16 protein-coding genes are annotated in these 16,214 nt (G+C 50.4%); 4 read left to right on the forward strand and 12 right to left on the reverse strand.

Translation table 11 applies throughout. From position 1 onward, the window contains the following. Positions 1-70: 70 nt before the first annotated feature. Complete coding sequence (locus H8L47_RS25950) at positions 71-1,489, reverse strand: hypothetical protein (protein ID WP_186956675.1); 1,419 nt, start codon at positions 1,487-1,489, stop codon at positions 71-73. Beyond that, a complete protein-coding gene (locus tag H8L47_RS25955; RefSeq protein WP_186956677.1) occupies positions 1,486-3,213 on the reverse strand; it encodes a hypothetical protein in 1,728 nt (575 codons plus the stop codon). The genes H8L47_RS25950 and H8L47_RS25955 overlap by 4 nt, the downstream gene beginning before the upstream one ends. A 469-nt stretch (positions 3,214-3,682) precedes the next feature. On the opposite strand from H8L47_RS25955, the gene H8L47_RS25960 reads away from it, so the two are divergent. After that, positions 3,683-3,898, forward strand: a complete 216-nt coding sequence (locus H8L47_RS25960; RefSeq protein WP_230413917.1) for a ferritin-like protein — start codon at positions 3,683-3,685, stop codon at positions 3,896-3,898. A gap of 198 nt (positions 3,899-4,096) precedes the next feature. On the opposite strand, the gene H8L47_RS25965 is transcribed toward H8L47_RS25960, so the two are convergent. Further along, on the reverse strand, positions 4,097-5,071 hold the full coding sequence (locus H8L47_RS25965; RefSeq protein WP_186956679.1) for an MBL fold metallo-hydrolase: 975 nt from the start codon (positions 5,069-5,071) through the stop codon (positions 4,097-4,099). A gap of 127 nt (positions 5,072-5,198) precedes the next feature. Between H8L47_RS25965 and H8L47_RS25970 the strand changes: the two genes are divergently transcribed. Next, positions 5,199-6,128, forward strand: a complete 930-nt coding sequence (locus H8L47_RS25970; RefSeq protein WP_186956681.1) for a LysR family transcriptional regulator — start codon at positions 5,199-5,201, stop codon at positions 6,126-6,128. Between the two features lie 35 nt (positions 6,129-6,163). Continuing rightward, positions 6,164-7,036: an alpha/beta hydrolase gene (locus H8L47_RS25975; protein WP_186956683.1), complete on the forward strand. Its 873-nt coding sequence runs from the start codon at positions 6,164-6,166 to the stop codon at positions 7,034-7,036. Between the two features lie 11 nt (positions 7,037-7,047). On the opposite strand, the gene H8L47_RS25980 is transcribed toward H8L47_RS25975, so the two are convergent. Continuing rightward, positions 7,048-7,686 carry a c-type cytochrome gene (locus tag H8L47_RS25980; RefSeq protein WP_186956686.1) on the reverse strand — a complete coding sequence of 213 codons (639 nt, stop codon included), beginning with the start codon at positions 7,684-7,686 and terminating at the stop codon, positions 7,048-7,050. Positions 7,687-8,275: 589 nt separating this feature from the next. Here H8L47_RS25980 and infA point away from each other — a divergent pair. Further along, complete coding sequence (infA, locus tag H8L47_RS25985; protein ID WP_110258049.1) at positions 8,276-8,539, forward strand: translation initiation factor IF-1; 264 nt, start codon at positions 8,276-8,278, stop codon at positions 8,537-8,539. Positions 8,540-8,634: 95 nt separating this feature from the next. Here the strand turns inward: infA and H8L47_RS25990 are convergent, their stop codons facing one another. The 8 genes from H8L47_RS25990 to H8L47_RS26025 all read right to left on the reverse strand — a co-directional run bounded on the left by H8L47_RS25990 (position 8,635) and on the right by H8L47_RS26025 (position 16,193). Then, the gene (locus tag H8L47_RS25990; protein ID WP_186956687.1) at positions 8,635-9,570 is read right to left on the reverse strand and encodes an ACP S-malonyltransferase; all 936 of its coding nucleotides are present in this window, start codon (positions 9,568-9,570) and stop codon (positions 8,635-8,637) included. Further along, positions 9,563-10,462, reverse strand: coding sequence for a triphosphoribosyl-dephospho-CoA synthase MdcB (mdcB, locus tag H8L47_RS25995; RefSeq protein WP_230413918.1), 900 nt, complete (start codon positions 10,460-10,462; stop codon positions 9,563-9,565). Before mdcB ends, H8L47_RS25990 begins: the two co-directional genes overlap by 8 nt. Positions 10,463-10,557: 95 nt before the next feature. Further along, positions 10,558-11,235 carry a malonate decarboxylase holo-[acyl-carrier-protein] synthase gene (gene mdcG, locus H8L47_RS26000; protein ID WP_186956691.1) on the reverse strand — a complete coding sequence of 226 codons (678 nt, stop codon included), beginning with the start codon at positions 11,233-11,235 and terminating at the stop codon, positions 10,558-10,560. A gap of 15 nt (positions 11,236-11,250) precedes the next feature. After that, the gene (gene mdcE / locus H8L47_RS26005) at positions 11,251-11,973 is read right to left on the reverse strand and encodes a biotin-independent malonate decarboxylase subunit gamma (protein ID WP_186956693.1); all 723 of its coding nucleotides are present in this window, start codon (positions 11,971-11,973) and stop codon (positions 11,251-11,253) included. Next, positions 11,966-12,865 carry a biotin-independent malonate decarboxylase subunit beta gene (locus tag H8L47_RS26010; protein ID WP_186956694.1) on the reverse strand — a complete coding sequence of 300 codons (900 nt, stop codon included), beginning with the start codon at positions 12,863-12,865 and terminating at the stop codon, positions 11,966-11,968. Before H8L47_RS26010 ends, mdcE begins: the two co-directional genes overlap by 8 nt. Continuing rightward, a complete protein-coding gene (gene mdcC, locus H8L47_RS26015; RefSeq protein ID WP_186956696.1) occupies positions 12,862-13,176 on the reverse strand; it encodes a malonate decarboxylase acyl carrier protein in 315 nt (104 codons plus the stop codon). Before mdcC ends, H8L47_RS26010 begins: the two co-directional genes overlap by 4 nt. Before the next feature lie 8 nt (positions 13,177-13,184). Continuing rightward, positions 13,185-14,849 (reverse strand): malonate decarboxylase subunit alpha, encoded by a 1,665-nt coding sequence (mdcA, locus tag H8L47_RS26020; protein ID WP_186956698.1) that lies wholly within the window; start codon positions 14,847-14,849, stop codon positions 13,185-13,187. Positions 14,850-14,900: 51 nt separating this feature from the next. After that, positions 14,901-16,193 (reverse strand): HD-GYP domain-containing protein, encoded by a 1,293-nt coding sequence (locus tag H8L47_RS26025; RefSeq protein WP_186956700.1) that lies wholly within the window; start codon positions 16,191-16,193, stop codon positions 14,901-14,903. Positions 16,194-16,214: the final 21 nt, after the last annotated feature.

Here is a 16,214-nt window from a genome sequence, read left to right on the forward strand (position 1 = left end):
ACTGACGCTATGGATTACTTGAATCATCGACCTAGAAAATGCCTTGGCTACAAAACACCGCACGAAGTTTTTATGGCTCAGATACAATCGCTATAACACAGGGTTGCACTTCGAGCTTGAATCCGCCTTTCAAAGCAGCAGACCAAATAAGAAGAATCGGCAGCAAGGTCGTCACACGACTCGCTTCCAACGTTGTAACTTGCAAACCACGCCGAGCCAATAGCGTATCCTCAAACGTCGCTGCACTTGGCCAATATTCCTTACTTTGAGACACATGCTTTAGCCGAGCAATTATTTCGCAAATCCAATTTATGGCGACATCTCTTTTATTCACGACTAAAAGAAACAGAAGTACCGCATGAATACTTGAGGCATGATGGTCATACGGTGGCAAAGCCGAAATACTATGTGATTTAAGCAAAGAAAGTGTAGCATTCAAGTAGAATTGCACCATTCCTGACGGCTCTTCTTTTGACTCTACTTCGAGAAAAGCCCAAATACAACCTTGCAGTCCCAAACGACCAAGCTCACTAAGAACGTTATCTGCAATGAATAAATTGTCGCTAAATTGAGACGCGAATGCGTCTTCAGTAATGTAATACGGCAATAATTTTTTGTGATATCGGCTAGCTGAAAGAAGCATTTGGAAAAAAATTTCCAAATATTCTTTCGTAAGCACTTCGTTGCCAGCTACCATTTCTGAATGAAAGGTAGCCCACACTCTTAGAACTGCATACTCTGAAAGGCGGTAAGGGGCTAACAAATTCTTTGCATCATCTGCCCACAACTGCAAAACGCTAAGGGTGGTACGTATTGCTCGTAATGCTAATAACTGTTTCTTCAATAGCTTAGATTTTGACGCAATATCTTTTCCATTTGCGTCAACTAACAGAGCATCTATAAGTTGACGACCACTAAATAAAGATAGTTCAGGTGTAGCGACATTCGCCAAAGTCCGTCGAAAAAGTGACTTGTTAGAACCTGATAATGCATTTTCATCTAGCAGTCCACGCTCTACCCATCCTGCAAGCTTTGACCCATTGACAGTTTCTACGTCTGCGTTGTTCCGGTTTTTCCAGCTTTCAAGATAGACCTTCATATCCTGATTTATGCTCGATAGATAATCACCGTTAGTTATTATTACCAATCGAATCGGCAGCTTGCGGTGTTCCGGTCGAATACTTGAAGCGATGTATGTCTCAACTTCATCCACCGATGGGCGTATTGCCTGAACTGAACCTCCATTCCATTCCGAACGCCCTATGTTTCCACATTTGACTAACCAAAGACAAAGAACTGGGGGCTTAAATGCTGTATGTTCAATAGACACAATATCGACGCCATATTGTCTGGGGCCTTTCTGAGCTCGGCAAACAATTTCATGATTTCTTGCGACAAGCACAGTAGGCAAAAATGCATCCAGCTCGCCCTCTTCTTTCATCAACCCAAGAAATTCTTCTAAGAGTAATCGAATACTGCTTGAGATCATTCAATTCCCCTTAAGATTTCTGCTCGACGTAGGATTCCGCCAATTGGGTCGCATAGTTCTGATGAAGGTAAATCTACTCTATGGCTATATTGATTTAACTCAAATACTTGTGGTCTTGCATCCAGCCCTATCCAAGTCGCCACACGTCTTCCTTGAGCGATATTCACGTTAGTTGAAATCGAAGAAAATATTGAACGCACCTCAGCACCTCGAATAATTTCTCTATTTTCTTGCTGGCGCACAGCTCGTAAAATTTGCGTTTGCAATGAGGTTGGTCGCAATTCATCTAAGACAGGTAAATTTTCAATTGCCTTTCGTCGTTCTAAACAATACTTATATATGCTCGCATAAAATTCTCCAATGACAGTTTTTTTTGAATGCACTATGCATCGTTCGCATAGAAAATTTTCGACCGCTGTGGGATACTCTTTCTCAATTTCATATAACATCTGGCCAGCGATATTAATGCCTTCTGGTTGCATTGATGGCTCCTCAGCAAAAGTCACTACGAATTCACAAACTGATTGTCCGTCATGTAAGAGGCCAAGTAATTTTCGAGCCACGTTATAGCGCTGACGATCATCTACATTTTCCAAAGTAAAAAGGTCAAGAGATGGATTTCTTCCGATAACACATCTCGTCAGCATTTCTCGCAAAGTAACATGGGGAATGTCTGTCCTCACTAGCCATGCGGTTAAAAGTTTTCCACACAAATCTTTTTTTGATTTAATTTGAGAAAACACACGCTCCAGCATTAGTACTGGATTTATTTTTCTGTTCGCTCCCAACTCGATTAAAAGATTCAACGCTTCAGATTGCATTTTTGAGCGTGAAAGACAGGTTACAATAGCAGTATCAATCTGCCTTAAAAGAGCGGGTTCAGTTATTTCATTTTGGAAGAGCCGTTCGATCACGGCTTTCATTGTCCAGGGCTGAGTTCTAAATGGCCAAACGCCTCTGGTAATACTTGATAGCAGCGCAGGTATAGCTGGCGAGTCGCCAATCTCCATTTCATGAAGCAGCAGCTCTTCAGCCTTTTGACTAAACTCGGCAATGCGTACTATTACTTCCCATGCTTGCTGCCTCCAAGTAGGTGAAGATGATGCTTCAATTAGTCTTTGAAGAATATTTTTTTCAGATTCTAGTATTGCTTTCTGATTTGCAGGAAAACTTTGAGTGCTAGCATGCAAAAGTAAGCAAGAAATGATGTTTGAATTTACCCCTGATATAGTGGTTGCCATATCAATTGCTTGGCTTGGCAATGCGCCTCCAAATGCAGTTGCCCAAGCTATAATCATTAGCTCGTTGATTGGTGATTGCACGCTAAATATCAATCCACAAGCGCGTGCCAAGTCAGGTTCTGCACAGAACGCCCCACTTAGCTTAGCGGCACCAGAGTACTGATACTCCATAGGTAAAGATTCAACAAAAGCAAGGTAGTTCATAACTGATTTTGCATCTGTACTAGGTATATGCTCAACTGCTTCCATTAGCGCTCTAACAGCGTCAATATGTCCCTCTTGTAACCAAGCACACAGTAATTCCGTTAATTCGTCAAGACTATTAAATTTTGAGGCTAATGCTAAAAGAATCGACTTTTCATCTTCGAACGGCAGTTTTATCCACTCAGTCCAAAAGTATGAGCCTCCTTTAGAAATTGCAGCTCTCAATATATCGATTTGCTTACCTTCGTCATTCTTGTGATGGAAATCTTTATCGCTCATTTCACTTCTCTCTTCAAAACACTTCCTGTCATTAACATCAGAATAGCTTTCTTAAAGCACAAGCATTCCTTGGATAAGCCATCTTACTGATTTTTTCAATTAAGCCTCAATTCTTGCCAAACAGTTCACGAGTAAAGCAATTGTCGACATAAGAAAATCAAAACTAATGTTGTATTTTAAATACGATAACTGCTATTCAAATCTCCATCCGCGTAAAAACCTTCTGCTAGCCTTGAGATTACATTAGCATTGACTTATTTCAATTAAATTGACATATTTTTAATTAAAATATTCCATTGCAAACCATCCCCGCCCCCCCCTGCGGACGTTTGCCTTTGCATTCCCAACCCTTAAAAGGACAAGGAATTTCGTGCTGCACAGATCAGGCGTCATCTTGGTGCGATGAATCAGCATAAGGCTTTACCGGTGACGGGGTCTCGGAAAGGTTTGCTGCGTGGTGGTGAATTTGTTGTCGACTGAATCTATCAGCGCGCAGCCTGGCCCTCAATCACAGCGCCAGAAGCCGCCGCTGAATCTGGAATTTTCTCCGCGTGATTATGTGACTTATCTCTTGTCCATCGATGCAGAGATTGAGCATTGCCTGATGGTGCAATACCTGTATGCGGCTTACTCGCTGGGTGGGTCGCAGGTGCCTGATGTGTATCGTAATGCGGTTCGTAACTGACAGTGGGTGATACTGGGTATTGCCAAAGAAGAGATGGGGCGTTTGATTTCTGTGCAGAATTCTTTGCGGCTGATTGGTGCGTGGCATCCCCGCAGAGCTGGGCTTAGACTGCCAATTACCGTTTAAGCACTCACCAATGTCAGCCTCGCCTATTGCAAATAATCGGATGATGGCCTGCCCGCGCAGGCCATCCATTATTTACGGCATCAAGGTGAAATTGACGGGCACCCATTGGTAGCTGGCACCTGTCTTTTTCAAGCGCCCCATGCCGGGAAACTGTATGTGTGTAGCGGCGACAATGACACCGTCTTTTGCTGCCTTGACGAATATTTTCTGGCGCATGGCAGAGGCTTCTTTGGCATGGCTATCAAAAGTCACCGTCACTTCAGGCTTGTCGAGTTGCACTGCGGCGACGTGGATCAGGTCGCCGACTACCAGCATTTTTTCACCCTGGCTTTCCAGCAGATAAGACGTGTGGCCTGTGGTATGCCCCTGGGTGGAATGCGCTGTCAGGCCGGGCAGCAATTCACCATCCTTGCTAAAAGTTCGCAGTTTGTTGGCAGCCTTGTAGGGATTGACCGAAGCCATTGCGCCCTGGAAAAAAGCTTTGGAATCTGCGGGTGCCTGTTCCATGTTTTTTTGGTCCAGCCAGTAATCTGCCTCTGCCTGGTTGACATGTATGTTGGCATTGCTAAAAATCATTTCTCCATTGATCATCAAGCCGCCCGCATGGTCGGGATGAAGATGCGTCAGGTAAATATCGTCTATCTGCGATGGTTCATAACCAGATGCCCTCAGGTTGGCAATGAGCTTGCCCAGGCTGGGGCCAAACAGGCTGCCAGTGCCTGCATCTATCAGTATCAGCTTGTTGCCAGTGTTGACCAGATAGACATTCACCGAGGTTTCCAGCGGTGCTTGCAAAAATGATTTGGCCAGCACTTCCCTGGTTTTTTGTTCTGGCTCCATGAGTATTTTATCGACCGGCAGCTTGATGGTGCCGTCGCTGAGTGCAGTCACTTCAAATGCGCCCAGCATGCTGCGGTAATACGCAGGTGCAGAAGTTTTTACCATGGGTGCGGCGGCATATGCGGCACTGCCAGTCACGCCGAATGCAGCAGCGATAGACAGGCATAAAGCGGCGCGGCTTAACTTGTGCAGGGTGTTCTTGATCATCTTGTTTTCCTTCAGGCTTTTCGCCGTGTGTTTGATGTGAGAGATTCTATTTCTTTGCGAAAAACGATACAATCATCATCAATGCAAACCATCTTTGCGATTTTCGCAAAGCAAAGGAAAGACAGCCATGTTCGATGCCATACAGATTTTTTTGGAGGTGCATGAGGCTGGCAGCCTGTCTGCTGTGGCGAAAAAGCATAATGTGGCTGTGTCGTCCATCTCCCGCAAGATAGATGCGCTGGAAAGCGAGCTGGGCATCAAGTTGTTCCACCGCAGCTCAAGGCGTTTGCTGTTGACCGATACCGGTGAGCAGTTTTTGCCCAGGGCAAAAAACATTGCGGCAGAACTGGATGACGCCAGACAGGCCATGTCTGATTTGAATGGCGACCCACGCGGTTTGCTGACGGTGACGGCCCCTTCGGCTTTTGGCAGGCGGCATGTCGCACCGGCTGTTGCCAGTTTTCTTAACCGTTATCCATTGATGGAAGTTGACCTGCATGTCAGCGATGAAATCGTCGATTTGTCCACGCGCAGGGTGGATGTCGCTGTGCGCATAGGTGTGTTGCCGGACAGCGACCTGGTTGCCAGCACGCTGGCACCACTGCACAGGCTGACCTGTGCCAGCCCGGCTTATCTGGCGCGCCATGGCAGGCCGGCCACGCCGCAAGATTTGCTCAAGCATGATTGCCTGACGATCGCGACACCGCCGATACCCGCCGGCTGGTGGTGCTACCCCGGCGTGAACCGGGAATTGAGCCTTCCGGTACGCGGCAGCCTGCGTTCTGACGATACCGAGTCCTTGCTGCATGCGGCACTGGCAGGCATAGGCATCGTCCACCTGGCCAGCTGGATGGCATGCGATGCGATAGAGTCGGGGCAATTAATCTCGCTCTTCCCTTCAATCAATCATACCCACACCAGGATACGCCCTGGCATACATGCAGTACGCATGCCAGGGCGCTCACATGCGGCAAAAGCGCAATTGTTTATCGCTCATCTGCGCAGTACGTTTGGTGAGCCGCCCTATTGGGACAGGATATTGCACAAATCCGCGTGATAATATTCCCGGTATTTGCTCATCGCGGAGACCATATGCGCCCCACCAAATCGAACTGCCTTGCAGCAGCACTTGTCATTGTCATTAGCAGCCAGTTAACGGCTTGCATGCATGTCGATATCACAGACAAACAATACATACGCCCTGACAGCGCGACTGGCTATAAGCTCAAGCAAAAATTGACGCAGGACGATATACAAAAAATCAATCCGTCGGTGCAGCTCAGGGATGAAACTGTTATCGCCACCGACCAGACCAGACTGGAAGGTTTGGCATTCCAGCAAAATGCCAGCAAAGTCACGGTGCTGTATTTTGGGGGCAATCTCTCGCATGTAGAAGACTCGCTGCCCTTTATGCTGAAGACTATAGGCAGTTGCAATGTCAATCTGGTGAGTTTTGATTATCGTGGCTATGGCCGCACGGCTGGTGTGCCTGACATTAACAATATGCAGGAAGATGCCTTGAAAATTTATGATGCCATGCGCGCAAAAACCACCGGCAAGCTGGTGGTGCATGGGCATTCCATGGGGAGTTTTGCCACTGGCTTTATTGCTGAAAAACGTCAGCCCGACGGCATCATCCTGGAAACCACGGCCAGCAATGTCAGGGACATGGTGGCGCTGTCCACGCCCTGGTATGCCAAGCCTTTTGTCAGCGTCAATATCCAGGATAGTTTGCAGCAGGTGGACAACATCAGGGCGATGTCAAACTACCATGGCCCGGCACTGGTACTGACGGCAGAAAAAGATAAGCAAACCCCGGCAGAACTTGGACAGAAAGTCTATGAAGCGATTCCATCCAAAGCCAAACGCCAGTTGTTCATCAAGGATGCCGGACACAGCGGCTTGCTGAGACGTGAAGATGTCCAAAAAGCGTATTGCGAATACATACAGCAAGTCAGTTTATAGGGAACTAAGCTTTATTTCAGATTCGCCAGATACATGGCGAGCGCCTGTATTTCTGCCTCTTTCAAACCTGCGGTACTGGCGCTCATGGGTTCGTAGATACGTTCGCCTGTCCGGTCGCGATAACGTTTGATGCTTGTTTTCAGGTAGTCAATTTGCTGGCCTGCCAGTCTGGGTGTGCTCTCATTACCTTGAGCATGCCCGGCATGGCATACGGCACAACGGGCGGTGTATAGTGCCTGCCCTGTCAGTGATGTTTCCTTGCCTGCCGGTTCTACTGTTTTGCTGGCATAAAAGAGCGCGACATTGATGCGCTCTTCTTCTGTCAACAGCTTCATCAAGCCTTCCATGAATTTTTCTTGCCGCTGGCCGCGGGAAAATTTATCTATTTGCGTCAGCAAGTAACTGGAGTTTTGCCCAGCCAGATTCGGCACATCGCCCTTGACGCTGCTGCCATTGACGCCATGACAGACATCACAGAAGAAAGTGACTTTCTTGGCGGCGGTGATGGAGGCACTGGTAGCGGCATTATCTGCCAACACCTTTTTCATACGTCCGTCCAAAGGCGAAACCTGGGCCTGGCTCTGGGATGCCATGCCAAGCAGGGAGGCCACAAGAACCAGGTACATGCCAAAACGAGTGGGTAACACCATCATTGCCTCCGGGGACATAAGGTCAGCGCGGGCGGTGCCTGAACAGGCGAGCGCAATGCAAATATTCTATAAGTCTGTTTGTGTAAGAAAAGACAAATGCATGTGAAATTGATTTGCATCAATGGCCGGAGATGTTGGTTTTGCAGAGCAAATTGTCAATAAAACGACGATAATTTCGCAATTTCTCTCGTGAATTGTCGAGAAACCGCAAGGGAAGTAGGGGATTCGGGGTATAATCCTATTGCAAAAGAATTCTCATCTTCTGATAAATCGCTGTATTTCTGACGAAGTGTTTCTTATATTAGCGCTGAGTAGCGTTCTGGTAACACGCTGCTACAGACTTGCTTTACCTTGCACTAATTACTGGCCTTTAGCACATTCTTCTGGTTGGTATCCAAGCACTGTGTTGATGTGATGGCAAAGCCATCTGTGCACAGCCTCTTTCAACACTCACACTCTTTTCGTCTTACCGTATCAGGCGATCAACAGTGAGTTCACCGTAATCCCTTGCAGATGATTATGTGATCGTCTGCCATCAGTGGCGCAGTCTGTGTACGGTGTCACGCCCTACTATAAAGATGAAAAAACCATGGCAAAAGAAGAACTGTTGGAAATGAGTGGTCAAGTTGAAGAAGTGCTGCCCGATTCACGTTTTCGTGTGAATCTGGAAAACGGTCACAAACTGATCGCTTACACGTCCGGCAAAATGCGTCAGCATCATATACGCATACTCGCCGGTGACAAGGTGACGCTGGAGTTGTCGCCTTATGATTTGAGCAAGGGCAGAATTACTTTCCGCCATATTGAAACACGTGGGCCATCTGGTGGTGGTCAACAGCGTCGCCGTTACTGATCATTGCTGACTTAGCAAATAGAGCAGATGTGAAATTTATGGGGCATTGGCCCCATATTTTTTTCTTACTCCTGATTTATTCTATCGCACGCATTTCATCTATCAAACTGGCGCTGTACCCAGTTGCGCACACCATCCAGGCTGCGAAACTCTGCCACTGACCGACAGGCAATCCGGGGATGCCGGACTTGCAGCATGTTCGACAAGGCCGAACCTGGCCCTAGTTCCAATACACACCGAATTCCATTTTCTGCCAATGCATCCATACAGGCATGCCAGTGTATGGTCTGCGTCATTTGTGCCAGCAAGCTGCTGCGTATGTTGGCAGGCTGGCTGATTTTTTCGGCATTGATGCCTGCCAGTACAGGAATATCTGTTGTGCACACTGGCGTGTCATCAAGCAGCTGGGCAAAGCCAGGTGCAGCAGCTTGCATCAAGGGTGTATGTGAAGCGATATGTACGGCGACTTCTGTACAGGTAATATCATGTCCTGGCAGGCTGGCCAGTTTTGGTATTGCAGCACTCATCTTGCTTGCCAGGCCAGCGAGAATGACTTTGTTGTCAGCGTTGATGATGGCGACATGCAAATCATGACCGACGGTGAATCGCTGGAGATCAGCAAGGACAGCACCAGACACTGCCAGCATGCGCTGCGGCATGTGCACACATGCCTGCATCAGGGCAGCGCGGGCAGTGGCGACGTGCATTGCAGCTTGCACTTCTATGCTGCCACTGACAGCGTGTGCGGCGATCTCGCCTATGCTGTATCCGGCAATCAAGTCTGGTGTGGGTATATCATCCCGCAGTGCCAGCCAGTTGGCCAGCGTCGCTGCAATAATCAAAGGCTGGGCATAGCGATTTTCAAACAGAAGATCAGGCGATGAAAGTGCATCTGCCAGCGTATGTTGCTCTATGCTTTGCCTCAACGCCTCTTGCACGAAACTGGCAGCTTGCCCGTGCTGATTTGCCAGCGCAAACATGTGCGCAGATTGTGCACCCTGCCCTGGACAAAGCAGGGCAAATTTATTCATGATTTCCCGTTGCAGAAAATTCCTTGATGCAGCAATGTACAAAGCAAGTGGCTGCCAGCAGGTCTGCAGTGCCGCCTGGGGACAAGCTGCGTGCGATAAATTGTTGATGACAGTTTTCAGCCATGCTCAACCATTGCGGATGAGCCGTGCCACCCTGCTCCATAAACTGCTGTGCCGCATCCCTGGCATAGGTGATGCCTGCTACACCACCACGGTGATACAGATTGGTGTCACTGATATGTGCCATCAGCGTAAAGAAACTATCAACCTGCGCCTGATACAGGCTGCGGCCTTCACGCAAACTTTGTTCAAGACGTGGCAGAGCCAGTTCAAAGACAGATGGGAAACCCAGCGCTGCCTCTTCCCGAGCACCACTGGCGGCATATTGTCTTGCTGCCTGCAAGCCATTACTCAGGTCTTGCGCATCTGCTGGGGTGCTATGTGCAAGCAGTGCCAGGCCCCATTGCGAGGCTATAGCTAGCCGCAAATTTGCAGCATTCAATGCCTGCCCATGCGAAATACAATAGCCTACCGCAGCACTCAACATACCCACAGCAAAGATGGCACCACGATGTGTATTGATGCCTCTGCTCGCAGTTAACATGCGCTTTTCTGCTGTCATGCCTAGTTGTTTTAATACATGGAAGCCAGCGTCATTTGCACCTGCATTGGCAATGTCTCTGAAGTAATGACGCAATGAAAACAGGCTGCGCATGAAGCAGGCTGCATCCATATCATCATGGCTGCCATTGTCGCGCAAGGATACCAGGCCAGGCTTGGGATACAAGACCAGCTCGGCATGCAGGCTGCGCACTGCCAGTCGGGCAATTTGCTGCGCTCTCTGTTTTTGGTGGTGTGGATGGGGGACGGTTCGTGGCTGAGGCAGGCACAAATCAGTTATCCCTTGTGGACTGTAACAGTTGAAAACAGAGTGCCTTACGCTTGCGCGAGGATCATGGCTGCGTTGCAAATGCTCGCGATGGTCCACTAGCATGGCAATTCACCCTCCGGCAAAAGATCAAGCAGGCTTTGCCTGGTGCGCAGGCTGACGCCATGCATGTCTTTCACCATCACACGCTGCTGGTTAAAGTCTTGCCCTGCATGGGCAGCTTGTATCCATTCTTTCCAGGCAACTGCCGCCTCACCGGGGAACACAATTTCGCCATCGATGGGCAAGGTTTGCTGCTCATGCAGCAAAGCCAGGCCTGCGCGTAGCTGAGCCTGTTGATAAGGGCGGAACAGGATGTCGATATCTGAAGTCGCGTTCAGGTAATCTTGCCCGGTTAAAAATTGCATGGCAACAGACCCATACACGCGCAGTTTGATACCCGCCATCAATGCGTGCTGGTGCATGCTTTGCAAACCTGCCTGCCATGCAGGCGGAACGACGGCAACGACAGTATGCAAGGACAAGGCAGACTGATGGAGAGCGATATGCTCTGCCTTCACCCTGGCGGCAAAGCGCAGCTTGTTGCCAGCGACAGGTGGCAGTGGAAAACCTATGCACACCTCATCTTCCGCAGCATCAGGCTGACGGCGTGTGACTACGGCTGGCCATTCTTCTTGCTGCCATTGCCTGAGCAATTCGGGCGCCGTGGACGTGCGCAAGATTCCCGCCCAGGCTTCTTCAGAAAGCCAGACCAGATCATGTCTTTGATATTGCACGATACTCTCCATGCCTTACTCTACTTGCGCTGTTTGCGCCGCTTGTAACATCACCGCATCTATCACTTGCTGCGACTTGCGGCGGCCACCGCGTTGCTGGCCAAGTTCACTGCGCTGGTCGCGGGGATCGGCCTGCAACAGGGCATCACGCAAGCACTGCGCGAGATCACCATTCCATATTGCCTGCACTCCGCCCATGCGTTCATAGTTTTTGGGGCCGGGCGCGAATACGGGATTGTGCAGTGCCAGTGCAGTCAGCTTTTCTTCTGCCACCTTGGTGATGCGTGCCATCGCGGGCAAGCCCATGACGCGTATGGTCGCGCCTGGCAAGGCATAGCAGGCATCAGCCATCATGCCGCTGGTGACAAAGCCGCCAGACAGTGCCTGGTCATATACCAGGGCGATGATCTTGTGGTCAGACTGTCTCGCCAGTTCCAGGCATTTACCCAGATGCGCCATATAGCTGTTAATGCCCAGCATTTCGTCGCGATGGCGCAGGCGCTGGCCCTGGGTGTCTACCAATAATAGTATCGGCCTTTGCGGATAATCACGCACCGTCGCCAGCACTGCCCTGGCTTGTGCCAGCGCTATCTCCACGCCTATGGGTGTATGGCTGCTGGTGCCAATGACACTGATGCCTTGTCCATCCAGGGTCGCAGTCCCAGAGATGAAATCATCGGCGATAGTGACCTCATGGCCGTGGGGAAATAATTGCGCCAGCAATTGTCGACTATCCATGTTGTCGCTCCGTCTGCCGGATGCTGGCTGTCAGTTGTAAGAAGACCTGGGTATCCAGCATGGCAATATCCTCTGGATGTTCTACACCCATCGCGGCCCAGATATCCATGGGGTCGGTCTTGTTGCCAAAATCTTGCAGGCGCGCTGTCAGCATTTCTTGCTCTGCTTCCAGCGCTGCAAGGCTTAGGGCGACTTCGCTTTGTATGCTGTCCTGCATGCCTTGCACTATGGCTGCCTTGAATGCGGCATCATCATCTGCCACCAGCATCTTGCAATCACCGAGCAGGTAGCGATGTTTGCCGCCCGTGGTACGCCACACCAGCGCACGGTCACGCGAATCAAATTCTTCTACGCCGTTAGCGGTCTCTATGACTTCAGGGCCTGACATGGCGAGGCGCGCTTCTTCTGACATGATGATGACATTCGCGCAGCGCGAAACGATGCCCATGCCGCCAAAGCAGCCATTGCTGCCACCGATGACGACAATCACGGGGATGCCAGCAGCACGCACGGCCAGCAAGGCCCGCATGACTTCAGACACGGCAATCAAGCCAGCATTGGCTTCATGCAGGCGCACACCGCCTGACTCTGCCAGCAGCACCAGTGCCTGCGGCTTGTGGATGACGGCAGCCCGCATCAGGCCCACCAGCTTGGCGCCATGCACTTCGCCAACTGCACCGCCCATGAAGCCGCCTTCCTGCGCAGCGACATAAACCTGCTTGCCATCGATAGTGCCGCGACCGATGATGACGCCATCATCAAACGAGACCGGTGCATTCAGTTGCGGCAGATGCGGGCTGGTCCATTCTTTTGCGGGTGGCAGAAATTCTGTGAAATCGCTGATCAGCGCGGCCACTCTTTGCCTGGCGGTTGCCTCCAGATAGCTGCTCATTTGGCTTGCTCCAGACAGGCCTCTATGGCCTGATCCATACGCAGGCTGACAACAGCAGGGGTAGCCCCCATATCGTTGATGGCGATGCGGCAATCGGCCAGTTGCCAGCGCTGGTTGAAATCATTCATCACGGCCTGCCAGATCACGCCAAAACCGACGGCGGCTGTGTTGACTTCTATTTCGCAGGCCGATTGCAAATCCAGCGACTGCACCAGCACTTCAAGATTGCCTGAACTGACCACACCAACCAGTTGCGCCGCAGAGCCCAGCTTGCGCTGTCCTTGTTCAAAGCGGTATACCAAAGTTTCCATGATGCCCCTTACCAGTTCCTGAAGCGCTTGGGCGGCTGATATAAACCGCCAGATGCGCGTACCAGGTCTTTCATATTCTTTGCGGCCAGCAGATCACGCGTGGCCATGCGTTTGTCTATACCCAGGTCTTCTGCCCGTTTGATAATGCCGCGGTCACGCAGGTTTTCTGCCATGCGTTTGTCACGTGCCAGGCCGACTGGCGTGTAACCTGCTACACCACGTATCGCCTGTTCGCGCTCTTCTTCACTGCGACACAGAAGCAGATTGGCGATACCTTCTTCAGTCAGGATATGGGTGACGTCATCACCATAAATCATCACTGGTGGTATCGCCATCTTCGCTTGTTCTGCTAGTTGCCAGGCATCGAGTTTTTCTACAAAGGCGGGTTGCATGTGTTCGCGAAAAGTCTCAACCATCTGCACCACCAGCTTTTGCCCGCGCGGTATCTGGTTGCTGCCTGCACGCGCTTCGCGCCCTGCTTTTAGCCAAGCCGGGCTGGCATGACGACGGCCACGTGCATCAGCACCCATATTCGGTGCGCCACCAAACCCAGCTATGCGACCCAGGGTGGCAGTCGATGAATTACCCTGCAAATCGATTTGCAGGGTGGAGCCTATGAACATGTCGCATGCATAATGCCCTGCAGCTTGCGAGAGTGCGCGGTTGCTACGCATGGAACCGTCAGCACCGACAAAGAAGACATCGGGCCGGGCACGGATATAGTCTTCCATACCCAGTTCAGAACCAAAGGAATGTACGGATTCTACAAAACCCGCTTCTATCGCGGGGATCAGGGCCGGATGCGGGTTCAGCGCCCAGTGGCTGGCGATCTTGCATTTCAGACCCAGCGATGCTGCATAGGTGGGCAATAGCAATTCTATCGCGGCAGTATCAAAGCCTATGCCGTGGTTGAGTCGCTTGACTTCATATTCGGCATAGATGCCCTTGATGGCCATCATCGCCATCAAGACCTGTATTTCGGAAATCAAGGCCGGATCGCGGGTGAACAGCGGTTCTATGTAATGCGGCGTCGGTGCCTGCACCACAAAATCTACCCAGCCTGCGGGGATATCGACACGCGGCAAGACATCGACTATTTCATTGACCTGTGCAATCACGATGCCGGACTTGAATGCCGTAGCTTCAACTATCGTCGGTGTGTCTTCAGTATTGGGGCCGGTATATAAATTACCTGCGCGGTCTGCCGACTGCGCAGCCACCAGGGCCACGCGCGGTGTCAGATCGACGAAATAGCGCGCATACAATTCCAGATAAGTATGGATGGCACCGATATTCAATTTGCCCGCAGAAACCAGCTTGGCCAGCCTGGCTGCCTGCGGGCCGCTAAAAGAAAAATCCAGTTTGCTGGCGATGCCCTTATCAAATACATCCAGGTGTTCAGGCAAGGCCAGCACGGATTGCAACATGTGCAAATCATGCACATGCGCCGCATCCAGTCTGGTCAGTGCCTTGGCCAGAAAGTCTGCCTGCTTTTGATTATTCCCTTCCAGGCAAACCCGGTCGCCTGTTTCCAGTACCGCATGCAGGCAGTCGCCTATGCGCTGCAGTGGGAATAGTTTGCCCTGCAAATCATTGCCCAGCACTTCCGCAGCCCTTTGCAGGCGCTGCTGACGGTTCGATTGCAGAGTATTCCAGCGCCCGGCTGCGGTCATTGTTTTCTCCATTTATCTGTCATTGCACACAAACATCCCCATGTATTGTGGTCATGGCTTGCGCTGGTTATCCGCCTTTTGTGTATCAAAGAAATAAGTCATGCGCTTGCGTGGACTCAGGTACTCGTACACTTCGGGAGTCAGTTGGCCGGGCTTGAGGCTGGCGGTGATGTCGAGTATGGGTTCATGTATCAGGTCGAGGATAATGGCCTCGGATTTAGGTACACTGGGGTCATAGATCAATACGCTGGGGCGCAGGGGTTTGCCCGAATTGACCCCCACTACCATGCCCAGGGTGCCGTCACTGAGTTTGACGATAGTGCCAGGCGGATAGACGCCCATGCAGCGTATGAACAAGTTCAGGGCTGGTGCATCGAATTGCTTGCGCTGATGGGCAAACATATACGACATGGCTTCATAGGGGCTGAGTGAATCGGCAGGATTGGGGCGATTGCACAAATTGTCATAGGTATTGGTAATGGCGACTACGCGTGCCAGCGGCGAAATACGCTCCGCTTTCAGCTGTTGTGGGTAACCACTGCCATCTGCCATTTCGTGATGTTGGGCGATGATCTCAGTCACGCCCTTGGGCAAGTTCAATTTTTCTGCTATCTGCTGGCCATAGTGGCTATGCATCTGCATGAGATTTTGCTCAGCCTTGGTTAGTGCAAAGGTCTTGTTGACGATGCGATCAGGAATTTCTACCTTGCCTATGTCGTGGAACATGCAGCCCATGCCCAGTTGCCTGATGTCTTCTGCTGGGAAAGATAATTCTTTTGCCAGCATCATGGTCAGTACAGCGACATTCAGCGAATGATAATAAGCTTCTTCCCCGACGATCTTGTCGTTCATGAGATGAATGGCGATGTCTTTATCGACCAGCAAGGAATCCAGCATTTGCTGCACCAGTTGCTCTGCTTCGCGCACAGATTCTTGCGGGCGCGAAAATAAATTCTTGGTAATATTCTTGAGCGTATTGGCAGCTTTGAGCAATTGCTTTTCACATTGGGCTATGGCATCACGTTCCTTGACCAGACGATCAATGCGCGCTTTTTTCTCTGCGATCAGGGCCAGTTCTTCGGGACTGTGCTGAATGACAGGTTCAGGTTCCACGGCGCCTGCAGTTTTTGGTTGCGGCGGCAATGGACGGTTATCGGATTTTGCCGGGCTGACCCTGATGGTTTTCAGTCCCAGTTGCTTTATGGCATTAATCTCTTCCTGGCTCTTGATCTTGAAACTATTGAGGGCAAAGGAATGTTCCAGCCAAGAAATATCCAGATGCACATATAAACCTATGCATAATTGTTCAACTGGAACATCAACGGTAATGGGGGCTGCGCACATGTAATCACTTTAAAGCGGAAT

The organism is Undibacterium umbellatum, assembly GCF_014284125.1.
In the GTDB taxonomy this organism is placed as follows: Bacteria; Pseudomonadota; Gammaproteobacteria; order Burkholderiales; family Burkholderiaceae_D; genus Undibacterium; species Undibacterium umbellatum.

Coding starts and splice junctions, on each gene's coding strand:
- mdcA (WP_186956698.1), bottom strand. CDS start 14,849: ATGACCGCAGCCGGGCGCTGGAATACTCTGCAATCGAACCGTCAGCAG.
- H8L47_RS25955 (WP_186956677.1), bottom strand. CDS start 3,213: ATGAGCGATAAAGATTTCCATCACAAGAATGACGAAGGTAAGCAAATC.
- H8L47_RS25965 (WP_186956679.1), bottom strand. CDS start 5,071: ATGATCAAGAACACCCTGCACAAGTTAAGCCGCGCCGCTTTATGCCTG.
- H8L47_RS25975 (WP_186956683.1), top strand. CDS start 6,164: ATGCGCCCCACCAAATCGAACTGCCTTGCAGCAGCACTTGTCATTGTC.
- mdcC (WP_186956696.1), bottom strand. CDS start 13,176: ATGGAAACTTTGGTATACCGCTTTGAACAAGGACAGCGCAAGCTGGGC.
- H8L47_RS25980 (WP_186956686.1), bottom strand. CDS start 7,686: ATGGTGTTACCCACTCGTTTTGGCATGTACCTGGTTCTTGTGGCCTCC.
- H8L47_RS25970 (WP_186956681.1), top strand. CDS start 5,199: ATGTTCGATGCCATACAGATTTTTTTGGAGGTGCATGAGGCTGGCAGC.
- H8L47_RS25990 (WP_186956687.1), bottom strand. CDS start 9,570: ATGAATAAATTTGCCCTGCTTTGTCCAGGGCAGGGTGCACAATCTGCG.
- H8L47_RS26025 (WP_186956700.1), bottom strand. CDS start 16,193: ATGTGCGCAGCCCCCATTACCGTTGATGTTCCAGTTGAACAATTATGC.
- mdcE (WP_186956693.1), bottom strand. CDS start 11,973: ATGGATAGTCGACAATTGCTGGCGCAATTATTTCCCCACGGCCATGAG.
- H8L47_RS25950 (WP_186956675.1), bottom strand. CDS start 1,489: ATGATCTCAAGCAGTATTCGATTACTCTTAGAAGAATTTCTTGGGTTG.
- H8L47_RS26010 (WP_186956694.1), bottom strand. CDS start 12,865: ATGAGCAGCTATCTGGAGGCAACCGCCAGGCAAAGAGTGGCCGCGCTG.
- infA (WP_110258049.1), top strand. CDS start 8,276: ATGGCAAAAGAAGAACTGTTGGAAATGAGTGGTCAAGTTGAAGAAGTG.